Below are 24,051 nucleotides of genomic sequence, written 5' to 3' on the forward strand. Positions count from 1 at the left end.
GAAACGCCGCTTGCTGCATCATCAGAACGCGGCGTAGATTGAAACTGCGGCGAGCCTGATCCTCCTAAGCCAATCAAACGCTCGTGTTCCAAATCATTCGATGACGGACACACCGTGCGATACCTGGGCGTTGAATTGGAAGACGCGCTAAGAATTGCAGAGCGTATAGATATCTGAAACAGTTTGGCGAGCGGCGCTGTCGGTCGCCAATCCATAGCAGTTCTAGTTCTTTTACGCAGGAGTGGGACGTAGCGTGCCCTGAGCGGAAGTGTCAAAATCTTGTTGCGTACGCTCGCAGCACAGTTTTCTCGGCTCAGGCGCAATTTACAGGGTGCGGGACCGAGCGGCCATTTGATCACGCCGCGAGCACTTGTGCAGAAGCGGCGCGAAAATCGCTGCGTTGCAGCCAATGTCATCAGGCCAGTCATTCCTAGTTACGGGGAAGCCTTGATCACATACTCCTCTTTCGCCGCACTCAGGCCAGACAATTTCTTTCGGTAGTTCACCAAGGATCTTGGTCACCGGCAGTTTCAAAAACTACCTGCCCTGGCGGTACTTGCATTGCGACAAGGGAAACTTCCTTGACTCTATTCTGGCTAAGGACCACAAAAGTGCATTGGTGAAAGTTACTCGTCGCCGCGATGCTGCCGGCTTCGATGATCCAATGGCCTTCAGAATAACTGTAGCATATGCCCCAGCATAGGAACGGGTTTCGCTGGGGTCTTCGCTATGAGCTCGTTCCTCACATGCATTCGCAACTGTCACCTGACATGCGCCAGCCATCGCGTGACCCATGAAAGAAAGCGCCGTATGAACAACACATGGCTCATAAATTGCGTGCTTGATGGCCGATAGATCAGGTCTCAGGCTCCGCTTCAATCAGTCATTCATCGTGTTTACGCGCTGCATTCTTTGTTTGATCCCAGCACTTTTGGTGTCGCTCTCAGGAACAAAGCTTCCTGCCCAAGTCGCAGGCAATGCCGATGGATCAGTTTGTGACGAAGGTTTCGAAAACAAGAATGGATCGTGCCAAAGAACAGACTTACCAGAAAACGCATATTTGACAGGTAGCTCCTATGGCAGTGGCTGGGAATGCAATCACGGTTTTCAGAATGTCGGAGATCTCTGTGAGGAAATAAGAGTTCCTGAAAATGCCTATCTTGCGTCAACCGGAGATCAGTGGGAGTGCAATCGGCTGTTCCAGCGTGTCGAAGAAAAATGCGAAGAACTGATCGCACCTCAAAATGGATACGTCGAAACCAGGTTTGGCGCACAGGAAATACACTGCAACTGGGGATTTCGTAAGGAGAACCAGGATTGTGTTGCAATAGAAGTCCCAAAAAACGGTCGTCTGAGCGATAAAAAAAGCTCGGATGGGTGGGTATGCCTCAGAGGTTACAACGCAGCGGAGAGCGGCTGTGAGCCTGTGGCTGTTCCACAGCATGCGTATCTTGAACCAGATTCCTACTCTGGATGGAAATGCGAACGTGGTTTTCGCGCAAACCGGGACAGGTGCGATGCGATCCTTGTTCCTTCAAACGCTCATTTGAATCGAAGAGGTGATGGTTGGGAATGCAATCGGCCGTTCACACGACAGAACGATAAGTGCGCCGAAAATATTCCACGAAAATAGGTTCGTGGAAATCAATATCGCCTGACAAATCCGGAAGGACCAAGCCGTGAACCATAACTCGATTGACGAAAATCTTGGCAAAAGGATCAAAGCCGAAAAGGCGCGTCGCCGGTCCCACGGGATTAAGATATCTATGGCGTTAGCAGTGTTTGTTGCAGCGGTAATTGTAGTGGTGTTTCTCTGATGCGTAAAAATGCCCCTCAAGTGACCCTTTCTGACTCAAAGATGTCAGTGCGTGGTCTGGAACAAAGAGCATTTCAGGACCGCAGTGTTCGCAAGACGCGGAACGCCGACGTATCAGAAGTGATCGAAGTAGAATTTGGAAAGTACTTGATTAAGGCTGGCATTCTGAGCGGTAACAGCGTTGCGCGCGCATTCCCCAAGCCACCAGCGAAAACGCAAGGTTTGATTGCTGATGCAGTTGGCGAAACACCGTCATTGGCCATTGAAGCCTTAAAAGAAATTCTCGAAGAACGAGACAGGAAACGCAGCGCTCGACGTCGTTTGGAGGCGAACTCCGGCAACTTCATTCCCAGTGAAGGAGAATATGTCGAAGCATTGCGTCAGATCAGGCTCTCCACTGCGCAGGTCACCATGCTCAAAGCACTTACAATCGCAGGCAAGGAAGGACTGAGCATTGGTCAGTTAACCAAGGCAGCTGGTTACAAATCGCGCGAGGCGTCCGTCAAGGTCTTCAAGAAAATCGGGCTATCGATTGCAGAATATCTGGAACTCGAGCTTCCCGAAGCCGGATCGGCACAGAATGATGGCGCCGCTCAGGTATTGGCGTTTTCTCACGTCAAAAGTGACGATGAACCAGCGACTTGGATCATGCATCAGGAGCTGCGCGATGCTGTTCGTTCGGTTCTATGACGCACGTTCCAGCGCCTGCCTTTGAAGCGAACTTCGAACCGGAATAAACGCAAGAAAGGCGCACACGTAGCTTATGTTGGAGAAAAAACCATATCCGCTCGACCTGATCTATGTACCTGTGAAACGGGCCAAAACACTTGATCAACAAAAGGTTCTGGCACTGGCCGAAGATATCCTGAAGAATGGCCAGAAGACGCCGATCCAGATACGTGCGGACAACAAGCGGTTCGTGCTGATTGAAGGCCTTCACCGACTAGAGGCCATTCGCGCCCTCGGCGGTGATACTGTCGAAGCCTTTTTGGTGCGCGCCCGATTACACTAGACTCTTGTTGGGATTGGCGTTCGACAAAGCCTGAGAAAACGTCAGCAGGCGCTGACTTTCTTCATCCCAAAGATGCAATCGTGCGCAATGAAGGCTCTCATATAGAGTAATACGCTGGCAATTTTCCAACTCGGAATGGTCACGCAAAACCTCGTTTAGCCGATAAAACGGTATGCGGCTGGCAAGGTGGTGAACATGGTGTACACCGATATTGGCAGAGAACCACCGCAGGATGCCTGGCAGGGCATAGTGAGAACTTCCATAGAATGCGGCGTTCTGAAGGTTCCACCCCTCTTCCCGTTCCCAGGTCGTGTGTTCAAACTGGTGTTGAATATAGAAAAGCCAAATACCAATCGATGATGCGACAATCATGGTTGGTAGGAAAACATACGCTAAAACCTCAATGCCTCCGGCCCAAAAAACTAGGGCCAATACCCCTGCAATTGCAGCGTTTGTTCCCATCGCACTTGCCCAATACAGCCAGCCTGACCGCATGAAACCAAAGGGCAAGCGATTTTGAAAAAAGAACGTGTACACCGGTACGATACAGAACAGGAAGAAGGGGTTCCGGATTAACCTGTAAGCGGCACGCCCGAACCAATTCCGTTTCAGGTATTCCTCAATGGTCAATGTAGGAATGTCACCCATACCACGCCGATCAAGGTTACCGGTTGAAGCGTGGTGAATCGCATGGCTTTGCCGCCAGACGTCATAGGGTGTCAGGGCAAGAACACCCAGAACCCGGCCGGTCCAATTGCAAACAGTGCGACTTCTAAAGAAAGATCCATGACCGCAATCATGCATAATGATGAAGATACGGACCAGAAATGCGGCATTCAGGACGGCCAGTAGAACAGCGATCCAGACACTAAAATATAAAGCCATCCACGCTAGAGCCCATAGCGCGAATAAGGGGACAACGGTGATCGCAATTTCATAAATACTGCGCTTTGCATCGGCAACACGGTATTGCGCGAGCACCCGCGTCCAGTCTTTAGGTTGCAACTGACTTTTTCTCCAAGGGCTTTTAGCAGCCCATTGTGCAAACGGGCACCCCATAAGGGTGCCCGTAAAAGGTCAGGCCAGTGCCAGATTGGCGGCGCTGTCGCGTCCGTCACGGCCAGCTTCGACGTCAAAAGTGACCTTCTGGCCGTCTTTCAATTCGCTGATGCCGGAACGTTCAAGTGCTGAGATATGCACGAACACATCGCGCTTGCCATCTTCAGGCTCGATAAAGCCAAAACCTTTGGTCGAGTTGAACCATTTTACTGTGCCATTTGCCATGGTGGAAGTCTCCTAATACTTGCCGCCCGCATTATTGCGGCGACTCGGCGTGGTCGGTCTGAATCGAAAGACTGAGCGCCGAATTTGGGAGACAGCAGGTCGAAAAAGAAAAACGTTAGCCTTGTGTATATGGACTTCGAGTACGCACGATACAAGCCTTGATACAATAGAAAGCAACAGAAGATCTGAGTCTGCCTAGCCCAATTTAGGACAAGGATAAGCAGAACCATTGCTCTGCGATTCGGAAATCAGAGGTCGGCTTCTGATAAAACCTGCCGAGTGCGTATGCAGCAAATTGATTGCTCAGGCACGGTAGGTAGGGCTCACTGTCCGAAATCGCAGTGTGCTTCAAGAACACCGCGGCGAGGCAAAAATGTTCATTGATTGATGGAAACATTGCTAAATCAACGAGTTGACTTCTCTAACGAACGGTAGATTCTGCGCGGCCCGAATCTTGGGTCATGCTGCGTTGGCATAGGGCGACTGCGAGCCTCAAAGTGCCATTAGTAGGTCCGTATCTGCGCAATCATCGGGCAAAAAACGTTCCCGATGTTACAGTTGGCCGTAAGTTCATTCAGGGCGGCCTCCAATCGCTTAAGTTCGATTATCTTCATACGCACATTGGAGATATGAAGCTCGGCCAGTTCCTTAACGGATTGGCAATCCTCGCTATCACCTTCGGACAGGTTGAGAAGCACCATTGCATCGGCAAGCGAAAAACCCAAGTCTCGGCACTTCCTTAGAAAACGAAGCCGTCCCACATCGTGCGCAGAGTACATGCGTCGATTATTCGATGCCCTTTCTGGTTTCGGCACGATCCCTTCGCGTTCGTAGTAGCGGATAGTTTCAATTCCGACACCGCTTTGCCGGGATGCCTCCCCAATCGCAAACATGTGAGATTTCCTGTCTTGATCCTGTAGTGGCTACAGAAGTTATACGAGAGGTTGTTGTCTCTACAACTCCGCGCGACGTAGTCCATCAGGGAAACAGAATGCAGAAGTACCTTAGCCTCAGCTATTTGGGATCGCTATCAGCGCTTGGCGTCGCGACTTGCTGCGTTTTGCCCATGATGATGATGTTACTGGGGCTGGGCGGCAGTTGGTTGGCAATCTTTGGGAAGGTTGCGGCAGCGAGTTACTATGTGCTGACGATTTCAACGGCACTCGTCGCGATATCGTGGCTGGTATCTTATCGGCGCGGTTCCTTACCGACGTTGAAATGGCGGCTTGCAGGAACAACTCTAATCACCGGCGTGGCTTGGGTCGTTGTGTTTAACGAGGCACGGATTAACGATTACCTGATCATGCAGATGTGAGACTATGACAAAACAAACTGTAGTCCTAGAAAGCACCCTGATTTGCCCGAAGTGCGGCCACAGTGAAACCGAGCAAATGCCAACGGATGCTTGCCAGTGGTTCTATGAATGCAAGTCGTGCAAAACAGTTTTGAAGCCGTTGGAAGGCGACTGTTGTGTTTACTGTTCATATGCGACGGTCCCGTGTCCACCAATTCAGCTAGGCGATAGCTGTTGCGGATGAAGTGAAGGACGGCTTTGTTGAGCAAACTGTGAACTGCCGCCGCGAGCATCGCTGCAATTTGCATGAGTGACCGGTTTTTCCGCTGCTTGGCGGCACTAGATATTCGGCAATCGCAGCGTTTTGCTGCTGCAAGCGCATGCAGCAATAAAACCCAGGGTACAGGTTGGGCTCAGCGCTGCCATTTTCTGCGATGAGCATGATTGACCGCTCGCAGCCCTAAGCGGCCCTTCAAATCCGAGCTTTGCAGTTACTGAAATGCGCGATCAAGCTGCCGGTTTTCCCAGCGCAACTTGGTTCCGGCACCGCTAATCTGGCAACCCTGCCCGGCGAAGCGCTTCAAAGTAACGTTCAGCGCCTTCTGAACCGCCATAGTCCACGTTGCTACGCCATTTCGAGATCGTTTCATCAGGTTCCATTTGCAGCATTTGCGCCAACGCCGCAGACGCCTTTTCAGGTTCCCCAAGCATAGCGTGAGCAGCGGCTCTCGTGCTGTGAAGTGCGGCATAGTTCTTTGAAAAGCGCAAACCTGCCTCAGCATAGGCGATAGCATCATGGTCTCGACCAAGCATTACGCAAGAGGTGGCGGCCCCTCCGGAAGCACCCACGAAAACGGCCCCATATCGGCCCAACCGGAGCGCCGTCTGAAAGCAGCTTAGTGCCATTTTAGGAAACCCGGCCCAGTTGTATCCCCAACCCATGAACAAATGCAGGCGGGCATCTAGTGGCGCTCGTTGCCGGATTTGCTCCAGCGCCACGGAAAGTCGATCCGCGTCCCCGTCGACATTGTAGTCAGCCACTGCAACACTCAGATCAAGCGTTGGGCTTTGACCCGCCATGTGTCGTCCGGCCTCGATCCAGTGTGGCAGCTTCTCGTAGTTGGATGACAGATCGCGTCGAAGATCATAGGTTCTCGCACCATTCATTGTCCAAATAGCTTCGGCATAAGCGGCGGCGAGGGTTGGTTTGGCCTCGATGGCCCTGGCGTGGTACGACAACGTCTCTTTATAGCTGTCGATGCTGGCCTCCGACCATGTGATCATGCCCATCAAGACGCACTGTTCGGCAGTCAGCTCGTCTTCAGGTAAAGCAGAGAGCTTTGCGGTCAGCGACTGGATCAAGATCCCGCTAACGGCATCCAACAGCTTTTCTACAACCTCGTCTTGCCAATCAAAGATAGCTTCGACCGAACCGTCGAACTTCTGAGTCCAGATTTCAGAACCAGAAGAGTCATTTAAGCGTGCTTCCAGACGCAATCGGTCGCCGTGTCCACGCAGCACGCCGCGAAGTGCATATCCCTCTGATGCTTCCGTGGAGGTTATTGCCGCGTTTAACCAGTTGATCGTCCGAAAATAAGAACCGAAATCTGAAGTGAGAGCTGCGGCCATTTCCTTGAGCTCAGCGCGTTGGTCGCTGCACGTGACAGGATGGATGGATAGCTTTGGCAAGCTCGTCTCTGTAAAAGAAGGCGAACTTTGCGGTGCACTCAGTTGTGGTCCATCGTGAATCCACACATCCAGGCTGCGTTGGATGTTCTTGAGCCTCTTCTTCCCAACTGCTTTGAAAGCGTCTGCCAGATTGTGTTCAAGGTTCAGATGTACGGGTTCAGAAATTGCGATACCACCGGTTGGCGCAATGCTCTCAAGCCGTGCGGCAATGTTCACACCGTCACCCAGGATGTCATCACCTTTTTCTGTGATGTCACCCACATGAACACCGATCCGCATGTTTATTAACGAGTATTCAGCCAACTGCTCTTGTAGCTGCATTGCTGCGGTTACAGCTTGCGCCGCGCTGTCAAATTGCACCAGCCAACCATCGCCCATGCTCTTCACGACACGACCTGATTGGCCGGCTATCGTTGGGGTGACGATGTCGCTTTCCAGGTGATCAAGCATTAGAATTGTGGCTTGCTCATCTTTGTGCATAAGCGCCGAATACCCAACGACATCCGCGGCTAGAATTGCCGCCAACCTTCGTTGCAACTGTTGTCCCTTGTTCGACATGCGTTCGACGATAGATGATGCGGCCCTCTACTCCAACTGCCTGAATGCGAGGTTCGCTCGGGGCTCTTTACTGATGCTCTCCGCCCTTGGCATCAGCGTCAGTTCGCGGTCCAATGCGGGGATAACCATCACTTGTAGATTGCCGCATAGCGAGGTGCGAAGAACTTGACGAAGGCTCTGACCTCGGGCCGGCGATAAGCTTCCGGCGAAATGAGCATCAGGTGCGGCACCGCAAGTTCGGGGATTTCGTCGAAGCACCGGATAAAGGAGTCGTCTGTTTCAACCAGTTTCACATTGCTGATCCCAAGGCCTTGGCCTGATCTGATCGCTGCATGCATCAGCTCGAGTTCAGTGAAAGACATAGCGATCTGGTCCGGTGCCACATGATTGGTCAACCATTCGTGGAATACATTCGGAACATCGTCCCGCTGAAAGGTAACAAACCGATGCCCGGCCAGATCATCGGTTGACTCCGGCAAGCCAAATTTGTCCGCGTAATTTCTGCTGCCGAACAAAGACCAGCGGGCCGTGCTGATCTTACGACAGATCAGGTCAGGATCGGGATCGGTTCGAGCCAGGCGCAACGCGATATCAGCCTCACCGGCCATCAGGTCCAGCGCCCGAACGCTGGACAAGAACTCGAATGCGACATCCTGATTGTCGGCAGAGAACTCGTTTACGATCTCAATCATGCGTGCAGAGAAGTTTGCTGAATAAGCTGTAATCCGGATGGGCTGTGTCGACGTCAATTCCTTCGCGCAATCGGCAAATTCGCGGACTGAAGCCTCGATTGCTTCGGCGAGAGGAACGAGGCGAAGGGCTTCTGGGGTTGGTTTGAACCCGTGCGTACCGCGCTCAAAAAGCGTTAAGCCTGTTTCTCTTTCGAGAACATCAATGCGTCGGGCAACCGTTGGTTGGGAGACCTTTAGCTTTCTAGAGGCCGCAAGCGTCGACCCTTCTCTGAAGACGGAGAGGAACACACGAATATCCGACCAATTTCGGAACCCATTCTTCATTTTTGTAGAACAGCACAATCTTGTGCCGGATACCAGAAAAACAGGTGAACAGTTACCTTTGTTGCGACAGCGCAAGTAACTCGGAAAGGAACATGAGATGGCTTCCCATACAATGTCACCCAGCATCTGGACCGTATTTGGTGGACTGTTCGGTTGGACCAAAAGAGCCTGCCCCGAAACCCGTAAGCCGCAGCCTACAGCCAACGATCTTCACGCGGAACGCGACTATATTAATGACGTGATCTGGAGTAATCCCGCTGCGTTTTCGAGTGAACTGGACGTGCAGAACATGATGAGTCTGTATCCAGGAAGGTTCTGACGACACTTGGTGACAATCGGCCAAATAAGGCAACGAGATCACATCCAAGGCAGTTGCGAGCTGTAAGTGACAGCTACGTAACCGCGTAGTGGCCTTCTCAGCTATGCGTCGTCGGCTATGATTGCATCGACTTCGATCTCGACCAACCATTCAGGGTTCACAAACCGATTGATCGCCATAATTGTGTCGACGGGTCGTGCATCGACGCAATACTTCTTCCTTGCCTCGATGGCTTCTTTCCAATTGTCGATATCTGTCAGTATGACTCGCGTCCGAACAATGTCTTGAATTCCGGAACCTGCCTGTTCGAGAGCCGCCTTGATGATTTCAAAGCACTGGGTTGTTTGGGCAAATACATCTCCGACCCCTACGGTCTTGCCTTCAGCATCGACAGGTGCGGTGCCGCCAACAGATATGTGGGGACCAACCCGAACTGCTCGGCTGAACCCAACGATTTCTTCCATCGGATTTCCATTTGAAACTAGCTGACGCATGGCATGAACCTCCTGTTTGTCCCAAGTATACCCATTTTGGCACGGCTTGTTCTTGGTTCAGGTGATGCTAGGGTTTTTTGGTAGAAAATACTGAGCATTAATGGAGGGTGGTTGGGATGGCTGATCCGTTTCAAGATGTAGATGCTGCGGGTGCGGAGTTCATTTCCGCATTTGCCGACTCGATGGACGCGCGTCAGGCCGATCCCACAATGGAAAAGATCGTTTAAAACTATCTGACCAAACTTGAGTTTGCCAAAGATAGCCTGACGGTTGAAGTCGGGTGCGGTGCGGGAGCTGTCACGCGCCGCATTGCGGAGAAGGCCAAACCCGCGCGGGTCATTGGTTTCGAGCCGTCTGTAGGCTTTGTGACCGAAGCAAGAGCGCGGGTTGGGGGCCACGACAATGTGGAGTTTGAGGTCGCTGGTGGAGCGTCGCTGCCCCTGGATGATGGCTCAGTTGATAACGTGATAATGCACACAGTGCTTACCCATGTTGCAGACCCGGAACCTCTTTTGACCGAAGCAGGGCGCGTTCTTGTCCCCCTCCTGGCGACGATCCGTTGCCCGTTTCAGGGCCGCTTCGGTCGGACGATAGCGCGACGAGTTCCCTTTGTTGGTCCCGCGCTCAATGGTCATGTAGCCCGCCGCCTCGACCTTGTTCAGCGCCCGCTTGACCGACTTGGCGTGCTTGCCGATGGCCGCGCCGATGGTCTCAAAAGATGGGCGGCTCTCGCCGGTCTCGTGGTCCGCATGGGCCAACGCCAAGTAGAGGGCGACGCGCAGGGCGTTGTCGTCCAACTCGTGGTCGGTGACCATCTCGAGCAGGAATTGCAGCTTGATCTTGCAGAAGGGCAGAAGCTCAGACATCGGCCCCTCCCGCGATTGCGATCACGGGCGCGATCTGGTATCCAGTCTGAGCAATCTTTTCGATTTGGCCGTTGACGCGGGTGCCAGCCCAGTCAGCGGCCTTTCGGTTTCTGAGGAGGCTGAACTCACCAAAAACCGCCTCAAAAGCCGCATAATCCGGACCGACCCTCAACAAGGGTCATAGCTAAACGGGCTAAGTATCTGGAATTATTGGTCGGAGTGAGAGGATTCGAACCTCCGGCCCCTGCCTCCCGAAGACAGTGCTCTACCAGACTGAGCTACACTCCGACCGTGGCGGGTGATCTATACGCGGCTTTGCCGATGCGCAAGAGGATTTTGAGAAGCGATCATCCTAATCTTCCGTCTTTGGATCGGTAACGGACGGGCTAAACAGGTCACGAGACTCTCATGGCAGCGGATCCGTTTTGTACAGACGGATCTTGGTGCCTCCGTGGTCCACGACCGGACCGGGCGCCAGCAAAGGCAGGCGGGTCGCCCGAGCCAAAGCCGGAGCGCTGGTCACAATCCCAACACGCCATCCTCGAAACCGGCTCATCAAAGATTTACCCAAGGCTCCGTAGACAGAGCGCAGACGCTTTTCATCTCCAATTCGCGCCCCGTAGGGAGGGTTCACAATGACCAGCCCGGCGGGTCCCGCAGGGGGTTTGATGTCACTGACGGAAAGCTGTTGAAAACGCGTGTTGGCGTTAACCTGCGCTCTATGGGCGTTGGCTGTTGCGGCTTCGATAGCTCCGGCGTTGCGGTCAGAGCCACAGAAGGTGAGAAAACACTCAGCGACCTCTGACTCGCTGCGCATGTCTTGCCAGCGGTTAGGGTCGAAGCCCGCAAGGTTTTCAAACGCAAAACTGCGGGACCGACCAGGGCGCAGCCCCAGGGCAATCTCGGCGGCTTCGATCACGAAAGTACCCGAACCGCACATCGGGTCCAACACCGGTTCATTGCCGCTAAATCCGCAGTCACGCAGAAACATGGCTGCCATCGTTTCGCGAATTGGCGCTTTGGCAATTGCTTCTTTATGACCACGCTTGTGCAAAAGCTCTCCAGAACTGTCGACGGAAAATGTACAGATGTCCTTTTCGATTCTCAGCAAGATCCTGACATCGGCGTCGGAAGATATCGGAGCGCCCAGAGTTTCGGATATCGCTTGTTCAACTCTCTGCCGTGCGGCACCGGCATGATATATTCTGGATTTGCGGCTGGTGGCCTCGACTTTGACCGGAACACCGGAGCGCAGGAACTCGCCCCACGGGAATTTGCGCGCACGTTTGTCCAATTGGGCTAAATGCACGGCAGGAAAACTGCCCAGACGAACCAGAACCTTGTTTGCACCGCGTAAGGTCAGGTTGGCGCGCCAGACCTCGGACCACGAACCACGGCAAATGACACCCCCTGGAATCGTCTTGACCTGAGCGAACCCGTTGGACTGCGCCTCGGCACAGAGGGGGGCTTCAAGGCCCGGGGTGGCAATCAGAAAGATTTCGAAGTCTGTGTCTTTTTTCATTCCGGTTGCTTACACTGGAAGTTCAGCGGGCGCGACACGCAATTTTGACCCGAATTTTTGGCCATCTTGAGGGAAAACTCCAAGATTTTGCAGTTTGATCTTAACTTTCGGCGGTAACAGGTTTGCGTTTGCGGGCATCCGCGCGTAAAGGGTCCGTGATCAGAAATACGCCTGCGGAATTTGGACCCGTTTCGACGCTTTTGCGATGGGCACCGGAAAAAACCGCGTTATTGCATGACCCCTAAAGGGTGTCGGCAGGGCTGGCGCAGGAAAGAGGCTTGGAAGAACGTAGCGGTATGCAAACTTTCAAACTTAAAAAAGGGTTGGACCTGCCAGTGGAAGGCGCTCCCGACCAAACCATTCATCCGGGTCCGGAATACTCGACCGTTGGTGTTCTGGGTGGGGACTACATTGGCCTGAAGCCAAAGATGCTGGTGCAGGAAGGTGATAGTGTCGAGCGGGGTACGCCGCTCTTTTGTCACAAAGATGCGCCTGACGCGATGATGGTCGCACCGGTGACTGGCAAGATTGTTGCCATCAACCGGGGTGCCCGCAGGGTGTTGCAGAGCGTCGTCATCGAAGTGTCCGACACCAATGACACGGGCTTGGATTTTTCGAGCGTGGGCGATGCGCATAGCGCCGAAGGCGTGACTGCAAAACTGTGCACCGCGGGTCTATGGACTTCATTCCGCACGCGGCCTTATTCGAAAATGCCGGAACCCGGTGCCAAACCGAACGCGATTTTCGTGACAGCCATGGACAGTGACCCATTGGCGGCTGATGCCGCCACGATCATTGCCGAGGCACCCGAGGCCTTTGCCGCTGGGTTGGCGGCAGTCAGCAAGCTAACCGAAGGCAAGACTTATATTTGCCAGAAACAAGGTGACACGATCCCCGGCGCGGATGTCGCCGGTGTCGAGGCCGTGGCGTTTTCCGGTCCACATCCATCGGGCCTGGCAGGAACGCATATTCACTTCCTCGAACCGATTTCGGGGGAAAAGCAAGTCTGGACTATCGGTTATCAGGACACCATCGCGATTGGCCGCCTGATGCAGACCGGGCGTCTGGATCCGAGTGTTGTGATCGCCTTGACCGGGCCCGGTGCGCGTCAGCCGCGTTTGATCCGCACCGTGATGGGCGCGTCCACGGACGACTTGACACGAGGTGAGGTAAGTGTGGACGGAACGCCCCGCATTATCTCGGGTTCGATCCTGTCGGGTCAACATGCCGACGGACCGACCGCATATCTGGGGCGGTTTGCCCGTCAAATCTGTATCATCCGAGAGGATCACGATCAGATTCCGATGGGTTGGATCCGACCAATGCCTTCCAAGTATTCCGTCCAGCCAGTATTGGGCTCGGCCTTTTCCAGAAAACTCTATGCTTTCACGTCCAACCTGAACGGTGGCCGCCGCGCGATGGTGCCGACAGGCGTGTTCGAAGAGCTGATGCCGCAGGATTACCTGCCCACACAATTGCTTCGGGCGTTGCTGGTGATGGATACGGATACGGCTCAGGCACTGGGAGCGCTTGAGCTGGACGAAGAGGATCTGGGCCTTGTGGGCTTTGCCTGTCCGGCGAAATATGAATACGGGCTGGCGCTGCGCGACTGCCTGAAAAAGATTGAAAAGGAGGGCTGATCCGAATGGGATTGCGTAACTTCTTTGACCGGATCGAGCCGAACTTTACCAAGGGCGGCAAGTACGAGAAGCTTTTTCCGATCTACGAGATGGTGGAAAGCTTCATCTACACTCCGAAAACCGTAACCACCGTTGCTCCTCATGCGCGGTCTTACGTGGATATGAAGCGCATCATGACATATGTCGTGATTGCCACTATTCCTTGCATCCTGTGGGGAATGTGGAACACCGGTTATCAGGCAAATTCGGCCATTGCCGCGCTTGGCCCAGAGTCTGCAACTGGTTGGCGGATTGCAATTCTTCAGGTTCTTGGCATCTCGTTGAATCCGGACAGTATTTTTGCCAATGTCATGCACGGGCTTATGTACTTCCTGCCGATCTATATTGTCACGTTGGTGGCAGGCGGTATTTTCGAAGTCATTTTCGCAACCGTCCGCGGGCATGAGGTGAATGAAGGCTTTCTTGTCACTTCGATGCTTTACGCCCTGATCATGCCTGCAACCACGCCTCTGTGGCAGGTTGCCCTGGGTATTATCTTTGGTGTTGTCATCGGCAAAGAGGTATTCGGCGGCACTGGTAAGAACTTCCTCAACCCTGCCTTGGTGGGGCGGGCGTTTTTGTATTTCGCCTATCCCGCGCAGATGTCGGGCGATGCAGTCTGGACCCCGGTTGACGGTTTTTCCGGGGCGACGGCTCTGGCTGTGTCGGCTGCCGAAGGCTACCAGGCACTGGCCGCTGACGGTATCACCTGGTGGAGCGCGTTTTACGGCACCATTCAGGGCAGTATCGGGGAAACCTCGACTCTGGCCTGCCTGATCGGTCTGGCCTTCCTGCTGATCACCAAGATTGCCAACTATCGGCTGATTTTGGGATGTCTGGCGGGCACAATTGCGTTCACCTGGCTGTTGAACCTGATCGGGTCCGAGACGAACCCGATGTTCGCAATGCCATGGTACTGGCATGTCGTGTTGGGCGGTTACGCCTTTGGTCTGGCTTTCATGGTGACCGAGCCGGTCTCGGCAAGCCACACCAATGTCGGGCGCTATATCTATGGTGCACTGATTGGTGTCATGGTTGTGTTAATTCGTGTGATCAACCCAGCCTTCCCCGAAGGTATGATGCTGGCCATTCTGTTCGGCAACGTCTTTGCACCGCTGATCGACTATTTTGTCGTTCAGGCCAACATCAAACGGAGGGCGCGTCGCCATGTCTGATACGCAATCCCCTGAACGCAAGGGCGCGATTGCCCGGTTTCTGGCGGCCTCGCCGGATTCGGTTGGCAAAACGATCTTCATCGCTGTTGCGGTTTGTCTCGTTGCCTCGATGATCGTGTCGGCCGCGGCAGTCAGCCTGCGCCCGGTGCAGGAGGCCAACAAGCTGAAGGACAAGCAGGTCAACATTCTGCAGGTGGCGGGGGTGTATGAACCCGGCATTGATGTCAGCCAGGCCTTTGCCGCGTTCGAGCCGCATGTTCTGGATCTGGCGACGGGCGAATTTGCGGACGATCAGTTCGACCCAGCCACCTTTGACGATCTGGCCGCTGCCGGTGATCCGGAATTAAGTGTTGCCCTTGACGATGACCCCGCAGGCATTGGTCGCAAGGCAAAGTATCGGGTCATCTATCTGCTGCGCGACGACAGCGGAGCGTTGGACAAGGTGATCCTGCCGCTGCATGGCTATGGGTTGTGGTCCACGCTTTATGGCTTCATCGCGCTGGAAAAGAACGGCAACGACATTTTCGGCCTGCAATTCTATCAGCATGGTGAAACGCCTGGTCTGGGTGCCGAGGTGGACAACCCGCGTTGGAAGGCGTTGTGGAACGGCAAGAAACTGCATGATGACGCGGGCGCCTTGCAGATCACCGTCGCCAAGTCACAACCAGCGGCCGGGCCCGAGTTTTTCGTAGATGCGCTGGCGGGCGCGACCCTGACATCGCGCGGGGTCGACAACCTTGTGAAATTCTGGATGGGCGATGCGGGTTACGCGCCGTTCCTGGCCAAGTTGCAAGCAGGAGAGATCTGATGTCGCAGACCAAGAAAGAGCTGCTGGTCGACCCCCTTGTCGACAACAACCCGATCACCTTGCAGGTGCTGGGAATCTGTTCGGCACTGGCTGTAACCTCATCACTGCAAGTGGCCTTTGTCATGGCCATAGCGGTGACGTCGGTGACGGCGTTTTCGTCGATGTTCATCTCGATGCTGCGCAACCAGATCCCGGGCTCGATCCGGATCATCGTGCAGATGGTGATCATCGCCTCGCTCGTGATTCTGGTGGATCAGATACTCAAGGCTTATGCCTTTCAGATTTCCAAGACGCTGTCGGTGTTTGTCGGCCTGATCATCACCAACTGCATCGTAATGGGCCGTGCCGAAGCATTCGCCATGAAGAACCCCCCGGTGGCCTCGTTCATCGACGGTTTGGGTAACGGCATGGGTTATGGCCTGATCCTGATGCTGGTGGGCATCATCCGGGAGTTGTTTGGATCGGGCAGCCTGTTCGGCGTGACAATCCTGCAAACGGTCAACAATGGCGGTTGGTACGTGCCCAACGGCCTGTTGCTGCTGCCACCTTCGGCGTTCTTCGTGATCGGCCTGCTGATCTGGGCTTTCCGCACGTGGAAGCCGAACCAGGTTGAAGAACGTGAATACAAAATCCAGCAGGTAGAGGCGCACTGATGGAAGGGCTTATCTCTCTGGCCGTGAAGGCCGTCTTTATCGAAAACCTTGCGCTCAGCTTTTTCCTTGGCATGTGTACCTTCATCGCCGTGTCGAAAAAGATTTCGACTGCCATCGGGCTGGGAATATCAGTCATGGTGGTGCAGGCCATCACCGTGCCCGCCAACAACCTGTTGTTGTCCTTCCTGCTGAAACCGGGCGCATTGGCATGGGCCGGGTTCCCGGATGTGGATCTGACCTTTCTCGGGCTGATTTCCTATATCGGCGTGATCGCAGCGATGGTTCAGATCCTCGAAATGATTCTCGATAAGTATTTCCCGCCGCTCTACAACGCGCTGGGGATCTTCCTGCCTTTGATCACTGTGAACTGTGCCATTCTGGGTGGTTCGCTGTTCATGGTCGAACGCGACTATAATTTTGCCGAGGCGACCACCTATGGCATCTCATCCGGTTTCGGCTGGGCGCTGGCAATCACTGCGATGGCAGGCGTGCGCGAAAAGCTGAAATACTCGGATGTGCCGGACGGGCTTCAGGGGCTGGGCATCACCTTTATCACTGCCGGGCTGATGGCGATGGCCTTTATGTCCTTCTCGGGCGTGAAACTGTAAGGGGGGCGTGAGAATGGAAACCTTTTCGCTCGGCGTTGTCCTGTTCACCCTGATCGTTCTGGCGCTGGTGGCCATCATTATGGCTGCACGTTCCAAGCTGGTGTCGACCGGCAACGTCAACATCACCATCAACGGTGAAAAGACTATCTCGGTTCCGGCTGGTGGCAAACTGCTGCAAACATTGGCGGCCGAAAAACTGTTTGTTCCGTCAGCCTGCGGTGGTGGTGGTACCTGTGCCCAGTGCCGCGTGAAAGTGCATTCGGGTGGCGGTTCGATCCTGCCGACCGAAGAAAGCCATATCACAAAGCGCGAAGCCTCCTGTGGCGACCGTCTGTCCTGTCAGGTGGCGGTCAAGCAGGACATGGAAATCGAAGTTCCAGAAGAGGTCTTCGGCGTCAAGAAATGGGAATGCACCGTTCGCTCGAACGAGAATGTCGCGACCTTTATCAAGGCCCTTACCCTAGACCTGCCCGAAGGTGAGGACGTGAATTTCCGCGCCGGTGGCTACATCCAGATCGAAGCGCCTGCTCATCAGTTGAAATACACTGATTTCGACGTGCAGGAAGAATATCGCGAGGATTGGGATCGCTTCAATCTGTGGCAATACGAGTCGGTTGTGAACGAACCTATCGAGCGCGCCTATTCGATGGCCAACTATCCGGATGAAAAGGGCATGATCATGCTTAACGTCCGGGTTGCTTCACCGCCTCCGGGCTCAGAAGGAATTCCGGCGGGACAGATGTCGTCCTACATCTTTAACCTGAAGCCGGGCGACAAAGTCACAATCTCGGGTCCATTTGGCGAGTTTTTCGCACGTGAAACCAAGAAGGAAATGGTCTTCATCGGTGGTGGCGCCGGTATGGCACCGATGCGCAGCCACATCTTTGACCAGCTCAAACGCCTTGAGAACCGCGACCGCAAGATCAGTTTCTGGTACGGTGCGCGGTCCAAGAAAGAGATGTTCTTTGTCGAGGATTTCGACCAACTGGCGGAAGAGTTCGACAATTTTGAATGGCATGTCGCTCTGTCGGATGCCCAGCCCGAGGATGAGTGGAAAGGCTATACCGGCTTCATCCACAACGTTCTGTTCGACGAATACCTCAAGAACCACCCGGCACCCGAGGATTGTGAATACTACATGTGTGGGCCGCCAATCATGAACCAGTCGGTTATCAACATGCTGCTGGATCTGGGCGTGGATCGCGAAGACATCATGCTCGACGATTTTGGCGGGTAACTAAAGTAACCGGCGCTGTGTGCGCCGGTTTTTTTTCATTCCGGCGCCAGATCGACCTATTTTCCGTAGTAGTCCCGATACCAGGCGACGAACTGCGCGATACCGTCCTTCAGGTCGGTATGCGGGCGATAATTCGTCAGCCGCTGCAGCAGCCGATTGTCAGCCCAGGTGGCATGAACATCGCCCATCTGCATTGGCATGAAGTTTTTGACCGCTTTCTGGCCAACAGCCTTTTCGATGGCTTCTATGAAATCCATCAGACGCACCTTGTCTCCGTTGCCAATGTTGACGATGCGGTACGGTGCAACGGGCGACAAGCTGTCACCATCTTCGATATCCGCGCGGCTGGTCGGGCGGACCGGCGGAACATCGATCAGCAACCTGATCCCACGCACAAGGTCTTCTACATGCGTGAAGTCGCGATACATGTCGCCATGATTGTAGATGTCGATTGGTCTGCCATCCAGTATCGCAGCGACGAATTTGAAATAGGCCAGATCGGGGCGCCCCCAAGTGCCGTAAACGGTAAAAAACCGAAACATGGTGGTCGGCAAATCCCACAGATGGGCATAGGAATGCCCCATCGCCTCATTCGCCTTTTTGGTGGCGGAGTAGATCGTCAGTTGGGTGTCGGCTTTTTCTGTTTCGATGAACGGCATGTCCTCGTTTGCACCGTAGATTGATGAGGTCGACGCCATCAAAAGGTGTTCCACTTTGTGCTGACGCGCGATTTCCATCACATTGAACGTGCCCACAACGTTCGACTCGATATAGCTGCGAGGATATTCAAGGCTGTGCCGCACGCCTGCCTGCGCGGCCAGATGGACGATGACATCGGGCTGAAACTCCTCAGCGACCTGCACAAGACGGTCAAAGTTTTCCAAACGGTCTTCAGTTGCCGTAAATCCCGGGGTTTGAAGCAGTATCTGATGTCGACGCTGTTTCAGGGTCACATCATAATAGTCGGTAATCCCGTCATAGCCATGTACCTGAAACCCTTCTGCCAGAAGCAATTTGGCCAGATGGAATCCGATGAACCCGGCAGAACCTGTAATCAAAACTCGTTTCATAAAACCCTCAGAACTCACTGCAAATTCATCGCTGATCGAAAGGCGTTGATCCTATCATCAGATCAACTGCTTGCGAACATCCTGCGGGCCATATCGGACAATCTAAGGCTCGTGGTCAACACTTTGCCTACTCAAACAGTTGTTGATTGCGACCACTACGCAGGGCAGGTAGGGATCAAATGCCATGATAAAAGACTGGATCAGACGGCGGTTCCAATCCGCGGCGAAGGAAAGCACCAATGCGATGCTATGCGACGTGGCACCCGCGGAAAAGGTGACAGCTGTCGGTGATATTCACGGCCGTCTTGATTTGCTTCAGGCGGTTTTGCCACGACTCGACGATCAAAGCCCGCTGGTCTTTCTGGGCGATTACATCGATCGGGGGGCATACAGCGCGCAGGTACTGCGGCATTTGCATCACCTGAGTGAGGCGTCAGACGGGCGGGTTCAATGCCTGCTTGGCAATCACGAAGAGATGCTGCTGCAGTTTGTAAACGACCCGGAACGATACGCCAGGCTTTGGTTTCATAACGGCGGAGCGGAAACTTTGGCATCTTTCGGTCTCGAATGTCCCGACGAGTTGGACAGTGGCAAGCATCTGCCTGAACTGGCAGAGCGTCTGCGGCACAAGATGGGCGACAGCTTGCTGGACTGGCTTGAAAATCTGCCGCTGACCTGGACCAGCGGCAACGTCACCTTTGTCCACGCGGCACTTGATCCGCGGCAATCCATTCAATCCCAGGATCGCCAGATCTGTCTTTGGGGTCATCCGATGTTTCCACGGCTTGCACGCAGCGACGCGCAATGGGTTGTTCACGGTCATACTATTGTAAGCCACCCCCAGATTAGAAACCGGGTTGTGTCGATCGATACAGGTGCCTTTGCCTCAGGCAGATTAACTGCCGCTGAAATAAACGGCGGCAGTGTCAGGTTTTTTTCAACCGGTTGAAACTATCCTACGATCATCTGCTTCATGCGAAGCGCTTCATACTCCAATTCCCTCAGACGGAAATGCACCACGTCACCGATAGTGATGACACCGCACAAATTGCCATCACGCAGAACCGGCATATGGCGGAAACGCCCTTCGGTCATGGTTTTCAGCACGTCATTCAGCGTATCCTCGGGCGTACAGGCCTTTACATCCCTGGTCATCAGGTCTTCGACCGACTGTGGCAGGGTCTGTCCGGGCGTATCGGCCATGCGACGCACGATGTCGCGTTCCGACAAGATCCCTTGCAATGCCCCGTTCTGATCTGTCACCAGAACAGCGCCAATCCGCTTTTCCTTGAGCGTGTTCACCACCGAATGGATGGTATCATTAGGCCGCACCGAAAACACCGCATCCCCTTTACCCTCAAGCAACTTGGCCACGGTCGTCTGCGAATGCGACAGGTTTGATTCCGCTGATTGGCTGTAGGTTGTCTTGTCAGCCTTGTCACCGCGCGACGGCGACTGGTAAGAGGTTGGAGCCATGGGCAATCTCCTTTTGGTTCTTGCAAAGTCTTTCCCTTTCACCTTAGCGCAGCTAAACGACCTGTATAGGGTACAATTGCACGAGTTGGCCGAACGCAGGTCAGCAAAGGGAGCTTAAGCCTTTGAATGAACTCTATCTTACGCCCCCGGTTGCCGCGCTGATCTTCTTTGCGGCTGTCGTGTGCGGTCACAACTTTCGCATGGCGTGGAAGCAACAGCAGCCCGGGTGGCGCAAACGCGCGTGGTTGTTTGGTATTCCGGCCGGAACTGGTCTTTTGCTGTTGGGTTTCCTTCCGCTGAAACTGTAATGCCAATTTGACTCTGGCTGGGACCGCTGGCATATGCCGGGCACAGAATGTCCCGGAGATAGCCCAATGCGTCTTTTACCCGTGCTGGCCTTTTTCACCCTTCTTTCAGGCTGTCTTTTTGACAAGGAACCCGAAGTGGTCCGTCTGTCTGGTGAGACAATGGGCACGACCTACAAAATCACCGCAATTGGCGAAGACCTTGACGAAGACGCACTGGCTTCTGCTGTCAGTGAAAAGCTGGCAGCCGTGAATGCCAAGATGTCCAACTGGGATCCGAACTCCGAGGTTTCCGTTTTTTCCGCGTCGTCCAGCACAGATCCAATGCCTATTTCCGACGAATTTGCGCTGGTTCTTTCGGCGGCGAACGAAGTGCACGCAAAATCCGGTGGCATTTTCGACGTAACCCTCGGCCCTTTGATCGAACTTTGGGGTTTTGGCCCACGCAAACCCGAGGACCCGGTGCCATCGGATGCCGATATCAACACCGCGCTGAGCGGTGTAGGTCAGGGCCGCCTGCTGAAGCTCGATACAGATGCTGGCACGCTTGCCAAGTCAAACGCCAGTGTGGGCATTAACCTTTCGGCGATTGCAAAAGGTTATGGAATTGACGCTGTTGCGGAAACCTTGCAGGCCGCTGGCATCGAAAACTATCTGGTTGAAATCGGCGGCGATCTTGTGACCAAGGGTAAGAATGACAAGGGCGAAGCGTGGCTCATTGGCATCGAAAAACCTGAAACGGGTTCGCAAACTATCCAGTTGATCGTTTCTCTGGATGACAGGGGTATGGCCAGCTCGGGCGATTACAGGAACTTCTTTGAAAAAGATGGTGTGCGCTATTCGCATATCATCGATCCGACAACAGGCCGCCCGATCACGCACCGCACCACTTCGGTCACCGTGCTGGCCGAAAACGCGATGATGGCCGATGCCTGGGCAACAGCCATGCTGGCCTTGGGTCAGGAAAAAGGTCTTGCTTTGGCGGAGAAACATAAACTTGCCGTGTATTTCATCTCGCGGGATGTGACAGGCGGCGAAGATGCCTATATCACTGCCCATAGTGCGGGGTTCAAAGACGCGCTGGGATCGAACTGACTGTTGGAGCTGAGATGAGTACCTTTATTCTGGCCTTCATTCTTCTCGCTCTCGTCATGGTGGGCATGTCATTGGGTGTCATGCTGATGGGAAAGACCATCAAAGGCAGCTGCGGTGGTCTAAACGCGATCTCGGGCGCTGACAAATGCGTTGTCTGCCAAAAAGACATCGACCCCGACAGCCCACTGCGCGACAAGCTGCAATGTAAACGCGCCAAGAAGATGCTGGAACAAATGGACCGTCAGGCCTGACGCAGGTTTTGCTTCGTTCTGCGGATAGAAGGGGCTAACTAGGCCCTCGTGACTTTTGGGGAAGGGCGTCAACTTGGCCAAGGCAAACAACATCCTGTTCATCATGTTCGACCAGCTGCGCTGGGATTATCTGAGCTGTTACGGCCATCCACATCTGCATACTCCAAATATCGATCGTCTGGCTGCCAAAGGCGTGCGCTTCAACCGCGCCTATATCCAATCACCGATCTGCGGCAGCTCTCGCATGTCCACCTACACAGGGCGCTATGTGCATTCTCACGGCGCGTCGTGGAACGGAATTCCGTTGAAAGTCGGCGAGATAACGATGGGTGATCACCTGCGGAAGGCGGGGATGGATTGCTGGCTGGTCGGCAAAACCCATATGCGTGCAGACGCCGAAGGGATGGCCCGGCTTGGTCTGGAACCTGACAGCTTGATAGGTGCGCGCGTCGCCGAATGTGGGTTTGACGTATATGAAAGGGATGACGGTATGCTGCCCGAAGGTCCGGATGGGTATTATGACCCGGACGGGGCAAAGGAATACAACAAGTTCCTGAAAGCAAAGGGGTATGAGAGTGACAATCCCTGGCATGACTTTGCCAATTCCGGACTGGATGCGGATGGCAACGTTCTGTCTGGCTGGTTTCTGAAGAATTCACCCGAAGCCGCGAATATTGCCGAGGAAGACAGCGAAACGCCCTATCTGACCGGGCGCGGGATCGAGTTCATGGAAACGCATGATGGCCCGTGGTGCTGCCATCTGAGCTTTATCAAGCCGCATTGGCCGTACATCGTACCGGACCCATACGCCTCGATGTATGGGCCGGAACATGTGTTGCCTGTGGTGCGATCCGAGGCGGAACGTCAGAATGCGCATCCCGTGCTCAAAGCCTTCATGGACACAAAGATCGGCCAGACCTTTTCGCGGCAGGATGTGCGTGAGGCGGTTATCCCAGCCTATATGGGGCTGATCAAGCAAGCCGATGACCAGATGGGCCGCCTGTTGGATTGGTTGGAGAGAGCCGGGCGGATGGAAAACACGATGATCGTGTTGACATCAGACCACGGTGATTTTCTGGGCGATCACTGGATGGGGGAAAAGACCTTTTTCCACGACGCCTCAACCAGAGTGCCGTTGATCATTTATGACCCGTCGCCCGAGGCGGACGCGACACGTGGCACAGTCAGCGATGCGCTTGTAGAATCCATCGACCTTGCACCGACCTTTGTCGATGCGGCTGGTGGGGAAGTGGCGACGCATATTCTGGAAGGTCACTCCCTGCTGCCCATCCTTTATGGGGAGGTGGACACGTTGCAACGCGATGTGGTGATCTGCGAATATGACTACTCGGCTTCGCCAATCGCAAATGTTTTGGACATGTCCGTCCGCGATGCGGTGATGTTCATGGTCGCAAGCAAGAAATGGAAACTGATCCATTGTGAAGGTGGGTACCGGCCAATCCTGTTCGATTTGGAGAATGACCCTGATGAGTTGAACGATCTGGGTGACAGCGCCGAACATGCCGGTGTAATCGCCGAAATGTACGAGCACCTGTTCGCCTGGACGCGGCGGGCGTCACAGCGCACGACCCGGTCCGAGCAGCAATTGATTGAAATGCGCACCAAAAGCCGGGGCAGGGGTGTTGTTCTGGGCGTTTATGATGAAAACGATGCACCACTGGATCTGACAGTCAAATACCGCAATCGCAAGGTGCGCCCTTTCCAAAGCTATCTGAAGGACTAACACCTCTGTGTTGGTTATAATTGTACATCATTGCAAAAGGCGGTTCACCCGTCGAAGTCCAAAGGATAGAAGGTGACCCA

At 54.2% G+C, this 24,051-nt stretch carries 27 protein-coding genes, 1 tRNA gene and 1 pseudogene; 18 read left to right on the forward strand and 11 right to left on the reverse strand.

Translation table 11 applies throughout. The annotated features are described in order from the left end of the window. The first annotated feature begins 844 nt into the window (after window positions 1-844). The 3 genes from ACR0DY_RS17320 to ACR0DY_RS17330 all read left to right on the forward strand — a co-directional run bounded on the left by ACR0DY_RS17320 (window position 845) and on the right by ACR0DY_RS17330 (window position 2,828). A complete protein-coding gene (locus tag ACR0DY_RS17320; RefSeq protein WP_480547037.1) occupies window positions 845-1,633 on the forward strand; it encodes a hypothetical protein in 789 nt (262 codons plus the stop codon). Window positions 1,634-1,816: 183 nt separating this feature from the next. Beyond that, window positions 1,817-2,506, forward strand: a complete 690-nt coding sequence (locus tag ACR0DY_RS17325) for a hypothetical protein (RefSeq protein WP_480484943.1) — start codon at window positions 1,817-1,819, stop codon at window positions 2,504-2,506. 73 nt (window positions 2,507-2,579) lie between these two features. Continuing rightward, entirely contained in the window at window positions 2,580-2,828 is a 249-nt protein-coding gene (locus ACR0DY_RS17330; RefSeq protein ID WP_480484944.1) for a ParB N-terminal domain-containing protein, read from the forward strand. Here ACR0DY_RS17330 and ACR0DY_RS17335 read toward each other — a convergent pair. The 3 genes from ACR0DY_RS17335 to ACR0DY_RS17345 all read right to left on the reverse strand — a co-directional run bounded on the left by ACR0DY_RS17335 (window position 2,820) and on the right by ACR0DY_RS17345 (window position 5,005). Beyond that, window positions 2,820-3,833, reverse strand: coding sequence for a fatty acid desaturase (locus ACR0DY_RS17335; protein WP_480484945.1), 1,014 nt, complete (start codon window positions 3,831-3,833; stop codon window positions 2,820-2,822). The two genes, ACR0DY_RS17330 and ACR0DY_RS17335, sit on opposite strands and share 9 nt — an antisense overlap. A 72-nt stretch (window positions 3,834-3,905) precedes the next feature. Continuing rightward, a complete protein-coding gene (locus ACR0DY_RS17340) occupies window positions 3,906-4,112 on the reverse strand; it encodes a cold-shock protein (RefSeq protein ID WP_170430361.1) in 207 nt (68 codons plus the stop codon). Window positions 4,113-4,615: 503 nt separating this feature from the next. Further along, window positions 4,616-5,005: a MerR family transcriptional regulator gene (locus tag ACR0DY_RS17345; RefSeq protein WP_480484946.1), complete on the reverse strand. Its 390-nt coding sequence runs from the start codon at window positions 5,003-5,005 to the stop codon at window positions 4,616-4,618. Window positions 5,006-5,103: 98 nt separating this feature from the next. Here ACR0DY_RS17345 and ACR0DY_RS17350 point away from each other — a divergent pair, with 98 nt between their 5' ends. Next, window positions 5,104-5,427 (forward strand): hypothetical protein, encoded by a 324-nt coding sequence (locus ACR0DY_RS17350; RefSeq protein ID WP_170499188.1) that lies wholly within the window; start codon window positions 5,104-5,106, stop codon window positions 5,425-5,427. Between the two features lie 4 nt (window positions 5,428-5,431). Next, entirely contained in the window at window positions 5,432-5,650 is a 219-nt protein-coding gene (locus tag ACR0DY_RS17355) for a GDCCVxC domain-containing (seleno)protein (protein ID WP_237217120.1), read from the forward strand. A 305-nt stretch (window positions 5,651-5,955) separates the two neighbouring features. Here the strand turns inward: ACR0DY_RS17355 and ACR0DY_RS17360 are convergent, their stop codons facing one another. Then, window positions 5,956-7,653 (reverse strand): adenylate/guanylate cyclase domain-containing protein, encoded by a 1,698-nt coding sequence (locus ACR0DY_RS17360; protein WP_480483680.1) that lies wholly within the window; start codon window positions 7,651-7,653, stop codon window positions 5,956-5,958. A 128-nt stretch (window positions 7,654-7,781) separates the two neighbouring features. Further along, a complete protein-coding gene (locus ACR0DY_RS17365; protein ID WP_480898805.1) occupies window positions 7,782-8,633 on the reverse strand; it encodes a LysR family transcriptional regulator in 852 nt (283 codons plus the stop codon). A 133-nt stretch (window positions 8,634-8,766) separates the two neighbouring features. On the opposite strand from ACR0DY_RS17365, the gene ACR0DY_RS17370 reads away from it, so the two are divergent. After that, window positions 8,767-8,988, forward strand: a complete 222-nt coding sequence (locus ACR0DY_RS17370) for a hypothetical protein (protein ID WP_170825504.1) — start codon at window positions 8,767-8,769, stop codon at window positions 8,986-8,988. A 101-nt stretch (window positions 8,989-9,089) separates the two neighbouring features. Here ACR0DY_RS17370 and ACR0DY_RS17375 read toward each other — a convergent pair whose 3' ends face one another. Further along, window positions 9,090-9,482, reverse strand: a complete 393-nt coding sequence (locus ACR0DY_RS17375; protein ID WP_480432013.1) for a RidA family protein — start codon at window positions 9,480-9,482, stop codon at window positions 9,090-9,092. A gap of 308 nt (window positions 9,483-9,790) precedes the next feature. On the opposite strand from ACR0DY_RS17375, the pseudogene ACR0DY_RS17380 reads away from it, so the two are divergent. Next, window positions 9,791-9,964, forward strand: a pseudogene (locus ACR0DY_RS17380) (methyltransferase domain-containing protein); the annotation flags it as partial. Here ACR0DY_RS17380 and ACR0DY_RS17385 read toward each other — a convergent pair. The 3 genes from ACR0DY_RS17385 to ACR0DY_RS17395 form a co-directional block, all read right to left on the reverse strand. Then, the gene (locus tag ACR0DY_RS17385) at window positions 9,935-10,348 is read right to left on the reverse strand and encodes a helix-turn-helix domain-containing protein (protein ID WP_480483682.1); all 414 of its coding nucleotides are present in this window, start codon (window positions 10,346-10,348) and stop codon (window positions 9,935-9,937) included. The pseudogene ACR0DY_RS17380 and the gene ACR0DY_RS17385 overlap by 30 nt on opposite strands. 211 nt (window positions 10,349-10,559) lie before the next feature. Then, window positions 10,560-10,636, reverse strand: a tRNA-Pro gene (locus ACR0DY_RS17390). A 118-nt stretch (window positions 10,637-10,754) separates the two neighbouring features. Next, window positions 10,755-11,870, reverse strand: coding sequence for a THUMP domain-containing class I SAM-dependent RNA methyltransferase (locus tag ACR0DY_RS17395; RefSeq protein ID WP_480547033.1), 1,116 nt, complete (start codon window positions 11,868-11,870; stop codon window positions 10,755-10,757). A gap of 296 nt (window positions 11,871-12,166) precedes the next feature. Here ACR0DY_RS17395 and ACR0DY_RS17400 point away from each other — a divergent pair, with 296 nt between their 5' ends. From ACR0DY_RS17400 to nqrF, 6 genes are read left to right on the forward strand one after another with little or no spacing between them, the layout of a single operon-like run. After that, entirely contained in the window at window positions 12,167-13,510 is a 1,344-nt protein-coding gene (locus ACR0DY_RS17400; RefSeq protein ID WP_480483684.1) for a Na(+)-translocating NADH-quinone reductase subunit A, read from the forward strand. A gap of 5 nt (window positions 13,511-13,515) precedes the next feature. After that, entirely contained in the window at window positions 13,516-14,724 is a 1,209-nt protein-coding gene (locus ACR0DY_RS17405; RefSeq protein WP_480483685.1) for an NADH:ubiquinone reductase (Na(+)-transporting) subunit B, read from the forward strand. Then, the gene (locus ACR0DY_RS17410) at window positions 14,717-15,532 is read left to right on the forward strand and encodes a Na(+)-translocating NADH-quinone reductase subunit C (RefSeq protein ID WP_267365756.1); all 816 of its coding nucleotides are present in this window, start codon (window positions 14,717-14,719) and stop codon (window positions 15,530-15,532) included. Before ACR0DY_RS17405 ends, ACR0DY_RS17410 begins: the two co-directional genes overlap by 8 nt. Next, window positions 15,532-16,185: an NADH:ubiquinone reductase (Na(+)-transporting) subunit D gene (locus ACR0DY_RS17415; RefSeq protein WP_267365754.1), complete on the forward strand. Its 654-nt coding sequence runs from the start codon at window positions 15,532-15,534 to the stop codon at window positions 16,183-16,185. Before ACR0DY_RS17410 ends, ACR0DY_RS17415 begins: the two co-directional genes overlap by 1 nt. Next, window positions 16,185-16,793 carry an NADH:ubiquinone reductase (Na(+)-transporting) subunit E gene (gene nqrE, locus ACR0DY_RS17420; protein ID WP_209507136.1) on the forward strand — a complete coding sequence of 203 codons (609 nt, stop codon included), beginning with the start codon at window positions 16,185-16,187 and terminating at the stop codon, window positions 16,791-16,793. Before ACR0DY_RS17415 ends, nqrE begins: the two co-directional genes overlap by 1 nt. A gap of 13 nt (window positions 16,794-16,806) precedes the next feature. After that, entirely contained in the window at window positions 16,807-18,030 is a 1,224-nt protein-coding gene (gene nqrF, locus ACR0DY_RS17425; RefSeq protein WP_480483686.1) for an NADH:ubiquinone reductase (Na(+)-transporting) subunit F, read from the forward strand. A gap of 56 nt (window positions 18,031-18,086) precedes the next feature. Here nqrF and ACR0DY_RS17430 read toward each other — a convergent pair whose 3' ends face one another. After that, entirely contained in the window at window positions 18,087-19,100 is a 1,014-nt protein-coding gene (locus tag ACR0DY_RS17430; RefSeq protein ID WP_480483687.1) for an NAD-dependent epimerase/dehydratase family protein, read from the reverse strand. A 184-nt stretch (window positions 19,101-19,284) separates the two neighbouring features. Here ACR0DY_RS17430 and ACR0DY_RS17435 point away from each other — a divergent pair, with 184 nt between their 5' ends. Further along, a complete protein-coding gene (locus tag ACR0DY_RS17435; RefSeq protein WP_480483688.1) occupies window positions 19,285-20,049 on the forward strand; it encodes a metallophosphoesterase family protein in 765 nt (254 codons plus the stop codon). Window positions 20,050-20,051: 2 nt separating this feature from the next. Here ACR0DY_RS17435 and ACR0DY_RS17440 read toward each other — a convergent pair whose 3' ends face one another. Continuing rightward, on the reverse strand, window positions 20,052-20,576 hold the full coding sequence (locus tag ACR0DY_RS17440; protein ID WP_480483689.1) for a CBS domain-containing protein: 525 nt from the start codon (window positions 20,574-20,576) through the stop codon (window positions 20,052-20,054). A gap of 122 nt (window positions 20,577-20,698) precedes the next feature. Here ACR0DY_RS17440 and ACR0DY_RS17445 point away from each other — a divergent pair, with 122 nt between their 5' ends. The 4 genes from ACR0DY_RS17445 (at window position 20,699) to ACR0DY_RS17460 (ending at window position 23,971) form a co-directional block, all read left to right on the forward strand. Further along, the gene (locus tag ACR0DY_RS17445; RefSeq protein WP_480483690.1) at window positions 20,699-20,884 is read left to right on the forward strand and encodes a hypothetical protein; all 186 of its coding nucleotides are present in this window, start codon (window positions 20,699-20,701) and stop codon (window positions 20,882-20,884) included. A 66-nt stretch (window positions 20,885-20,950) separates the two neighbouring features. Beyond that, window positions 20,951-21,976 (forward strand): FAD:protein FMN transferase, encoded by a 1,026-nt coding sequence (locus tag ACR0DY_RS17450; protein WP_480483691.1) that lies wholly within the window; start codon window positions 20,951-20,953, stop codon window positions 21,974-21,976. A gap of 14 nt (window positions 21,977-21,990) precedes the next feature. Further along, window positions 21,991-22,227 carry a (Na+)-NQR maturation NqrM gene (gene nqrM / locus ACR0DY_RS17455; protein ID WP_267366293.1) on the forward strand — a complete coding sequence of 79 codons (237 nt, stop codon included), beginning with the start codon at window positions 21,991-21,993 and terminating at the stop codon, window positions 22,225-22,227. Window positions 22,228-22,300: 73 nt separating this feature from the next. Then, window positions 22,301-23,971 (forward strand): sulfatase-like hydrolase/transferase, encoded by a 1,671-nt coding sequence (locus tag ACR0DY_RS17460; RefSeq protein WP_480487459.1) that lies wholly within the window; start codon window positions 22,301-22,303, stop codon window positions 23,969-23,971. Window positions 23,972-24,051: the final 80 nt, after the last annotated feature.

This window comes from Ruegeria sp. O6, assembly GCF_056535045.1.

Bases quoted from the DNA above. Each gene is read 5' to 3' on its own strand.
- ACR0DY_RS17450 (WP_480483691.1), top strand. From the start codon at position 20,951: ATGCGTCTTTTACCCGTGCTGGCCTTTTTCACCCTTCTTTCAGGCTGT.
- ACR0DY_RS17400 (WP_480483684.1), top strand. From the start codon at position 12,167: ATGCAAACTTTCAAACTTAAAAAAGGGTTGGACCTGCCAGTGGAAGGC.
- ACR0DY_RS17415 (WP_267365754.1), top strand. From the start codon at position 15,532: ATGTCGCAGACCAAGAAAGAGCTGCTGGTCGACCCCCTTGTCGACAAC.
- nqrF (WP_480483686.1), top strand. From the start codon at position 16,807: ATGGAAACCTTTTCGCTCGGCGTTGTCCTGTTCACCCTGATCGTTCTG.
- ACR0DY_RS17330 (WP_480484944.1), top strand. From the start codon at position 2,580: ATGTTGGAGAAAAAACCATATCCGCTCGACCTGATCTATGTACCTGTG.
- ACR0DY_RS17320 (WP_480547037.1), top strand. From the start codon at position 845: ATGGCCGATAGATCAGGTCTCAGGCTCCGCTTCAATCAGTCATTCATC.
- ACR0DY_RS17370 (WP_170825504.1), top strand. From the start codon at position 8,767: ATGGCTTCCCATACAATGTCACCCAGCATCTGGACCGTATTTGGTGGA.
- ACR0DY_RS17375 (WP_480432013.1), bottom strand. From the start codon at position 9,482: ATGCGTCAGCTAGTTTCAAATGGAAATCCGATGGAAGAAATCGTTGGG.
- ACR0DY_RS17430 (WP_480483687.1), bottom strand. From the start codon at position 19,100: ATGAAACGAGTTTTGATTACAGGTTCTGCCGGGTTCATCGGATTCCAT.
- ACR0DY_RS17355 (WP_237217120.1), top strand. From the start codon at position 5,432: ATGACAAAACAAACTGTAGTCCTAGAAAGCACCCTGATTTGCCCGAAG.
- ACR0DY_RS17325 (WP_480484943.1), top strand. From the start codon at position 1,817: ATGCGTAAAAATGCCCCTCAAGTGACCCTTTCTGACTCAAAGATGTCA.
- ACR0DY_RS17405 (WP_480483685.1), top strand. From the start codon at position 13,516: ATGGGATTGCGTAACTTCTTTGACCGGATCGAGCCGAACTTTACCAAG.
- ACR0DY_RS17440 (WP_480483689.1), bottom strand. From the start codon at position 20,576: ATGGCTCCAACCTCTTACCAGTCGCCGTCGCGCGGTGACAAGGCTGAC.
- nqrM (WP_267366293.1), top strand. From the start codon at position 21,991: ATGAGTACCTTTATTCTGGCCTTCATTCTTCTCGCTCTCGTCATGGTG.
- ACR0DY_RS17345 (WP_480484946.1), bottom strand. From the start codon at position 5,005: ATGTTTGCGATTGGGGAGGCATCCCGGCAAAGCGGTGTCGGAATTGAA.
- ACR0DY_RS17385 (WP_480483682.1), bottom strand. From the start codon at position 10,348: ATGTCTGAGCTTCTGCCCTTCTGCAAGATCAAGCTGCAATTCCTGCTC.
- ACR0DY_RS17395 (WP_480547033.1), bottom strand. From the start codon at position 11,870: ATGAAAAAAGACACAGACTTCGAAATCTTTCTGATTGCCACCCCGGGC.
- nqrE (WP_209507136.1), top strand. From the start codon at position 16,185: ATGGAAGGGCTTATCTCTCTGGCCGTGAAGGCCGTCTTTATCGAAAAC.
- ACR0DY_RS17360 (WP_480483680.1), bottom strand. From the start codon at position 7,653: ATGTCGAACAAGGGACAACAGTTGCAACGAAGGTTGGCGGCAATTCTA.
- ACR0DY_RS17340 (WP_170430361.1), bottom strand. From the start codon at position 4,112: ATGGCAAATGGCACAGTAAAATGGTTCAACTCGACCAAAGGTTTTGGC.
- ACR0DY_RS17410 (WP_267365756.1), top strand. From the start codon at position 14,717: ATGTCTGATACGCAATCCCCTGAACGCAAGGGCGCGATTGCCCGGTTT.
- ACR0DY_RS17350 (WP_170499188.1), top strand. From the start codon at position 5,104: ATGCAGAAGTACCTTAGCCTCAGCTATTTGGGATCGCTATCAGCGCTT.
- ACR0DY_RS17435 (WP_480483688.1), top strand. From the start codon at position 19,285: ATGATAAAAGACTGGATCAGACGGCGGTTCCAATCCGCGGCGAAGGAA.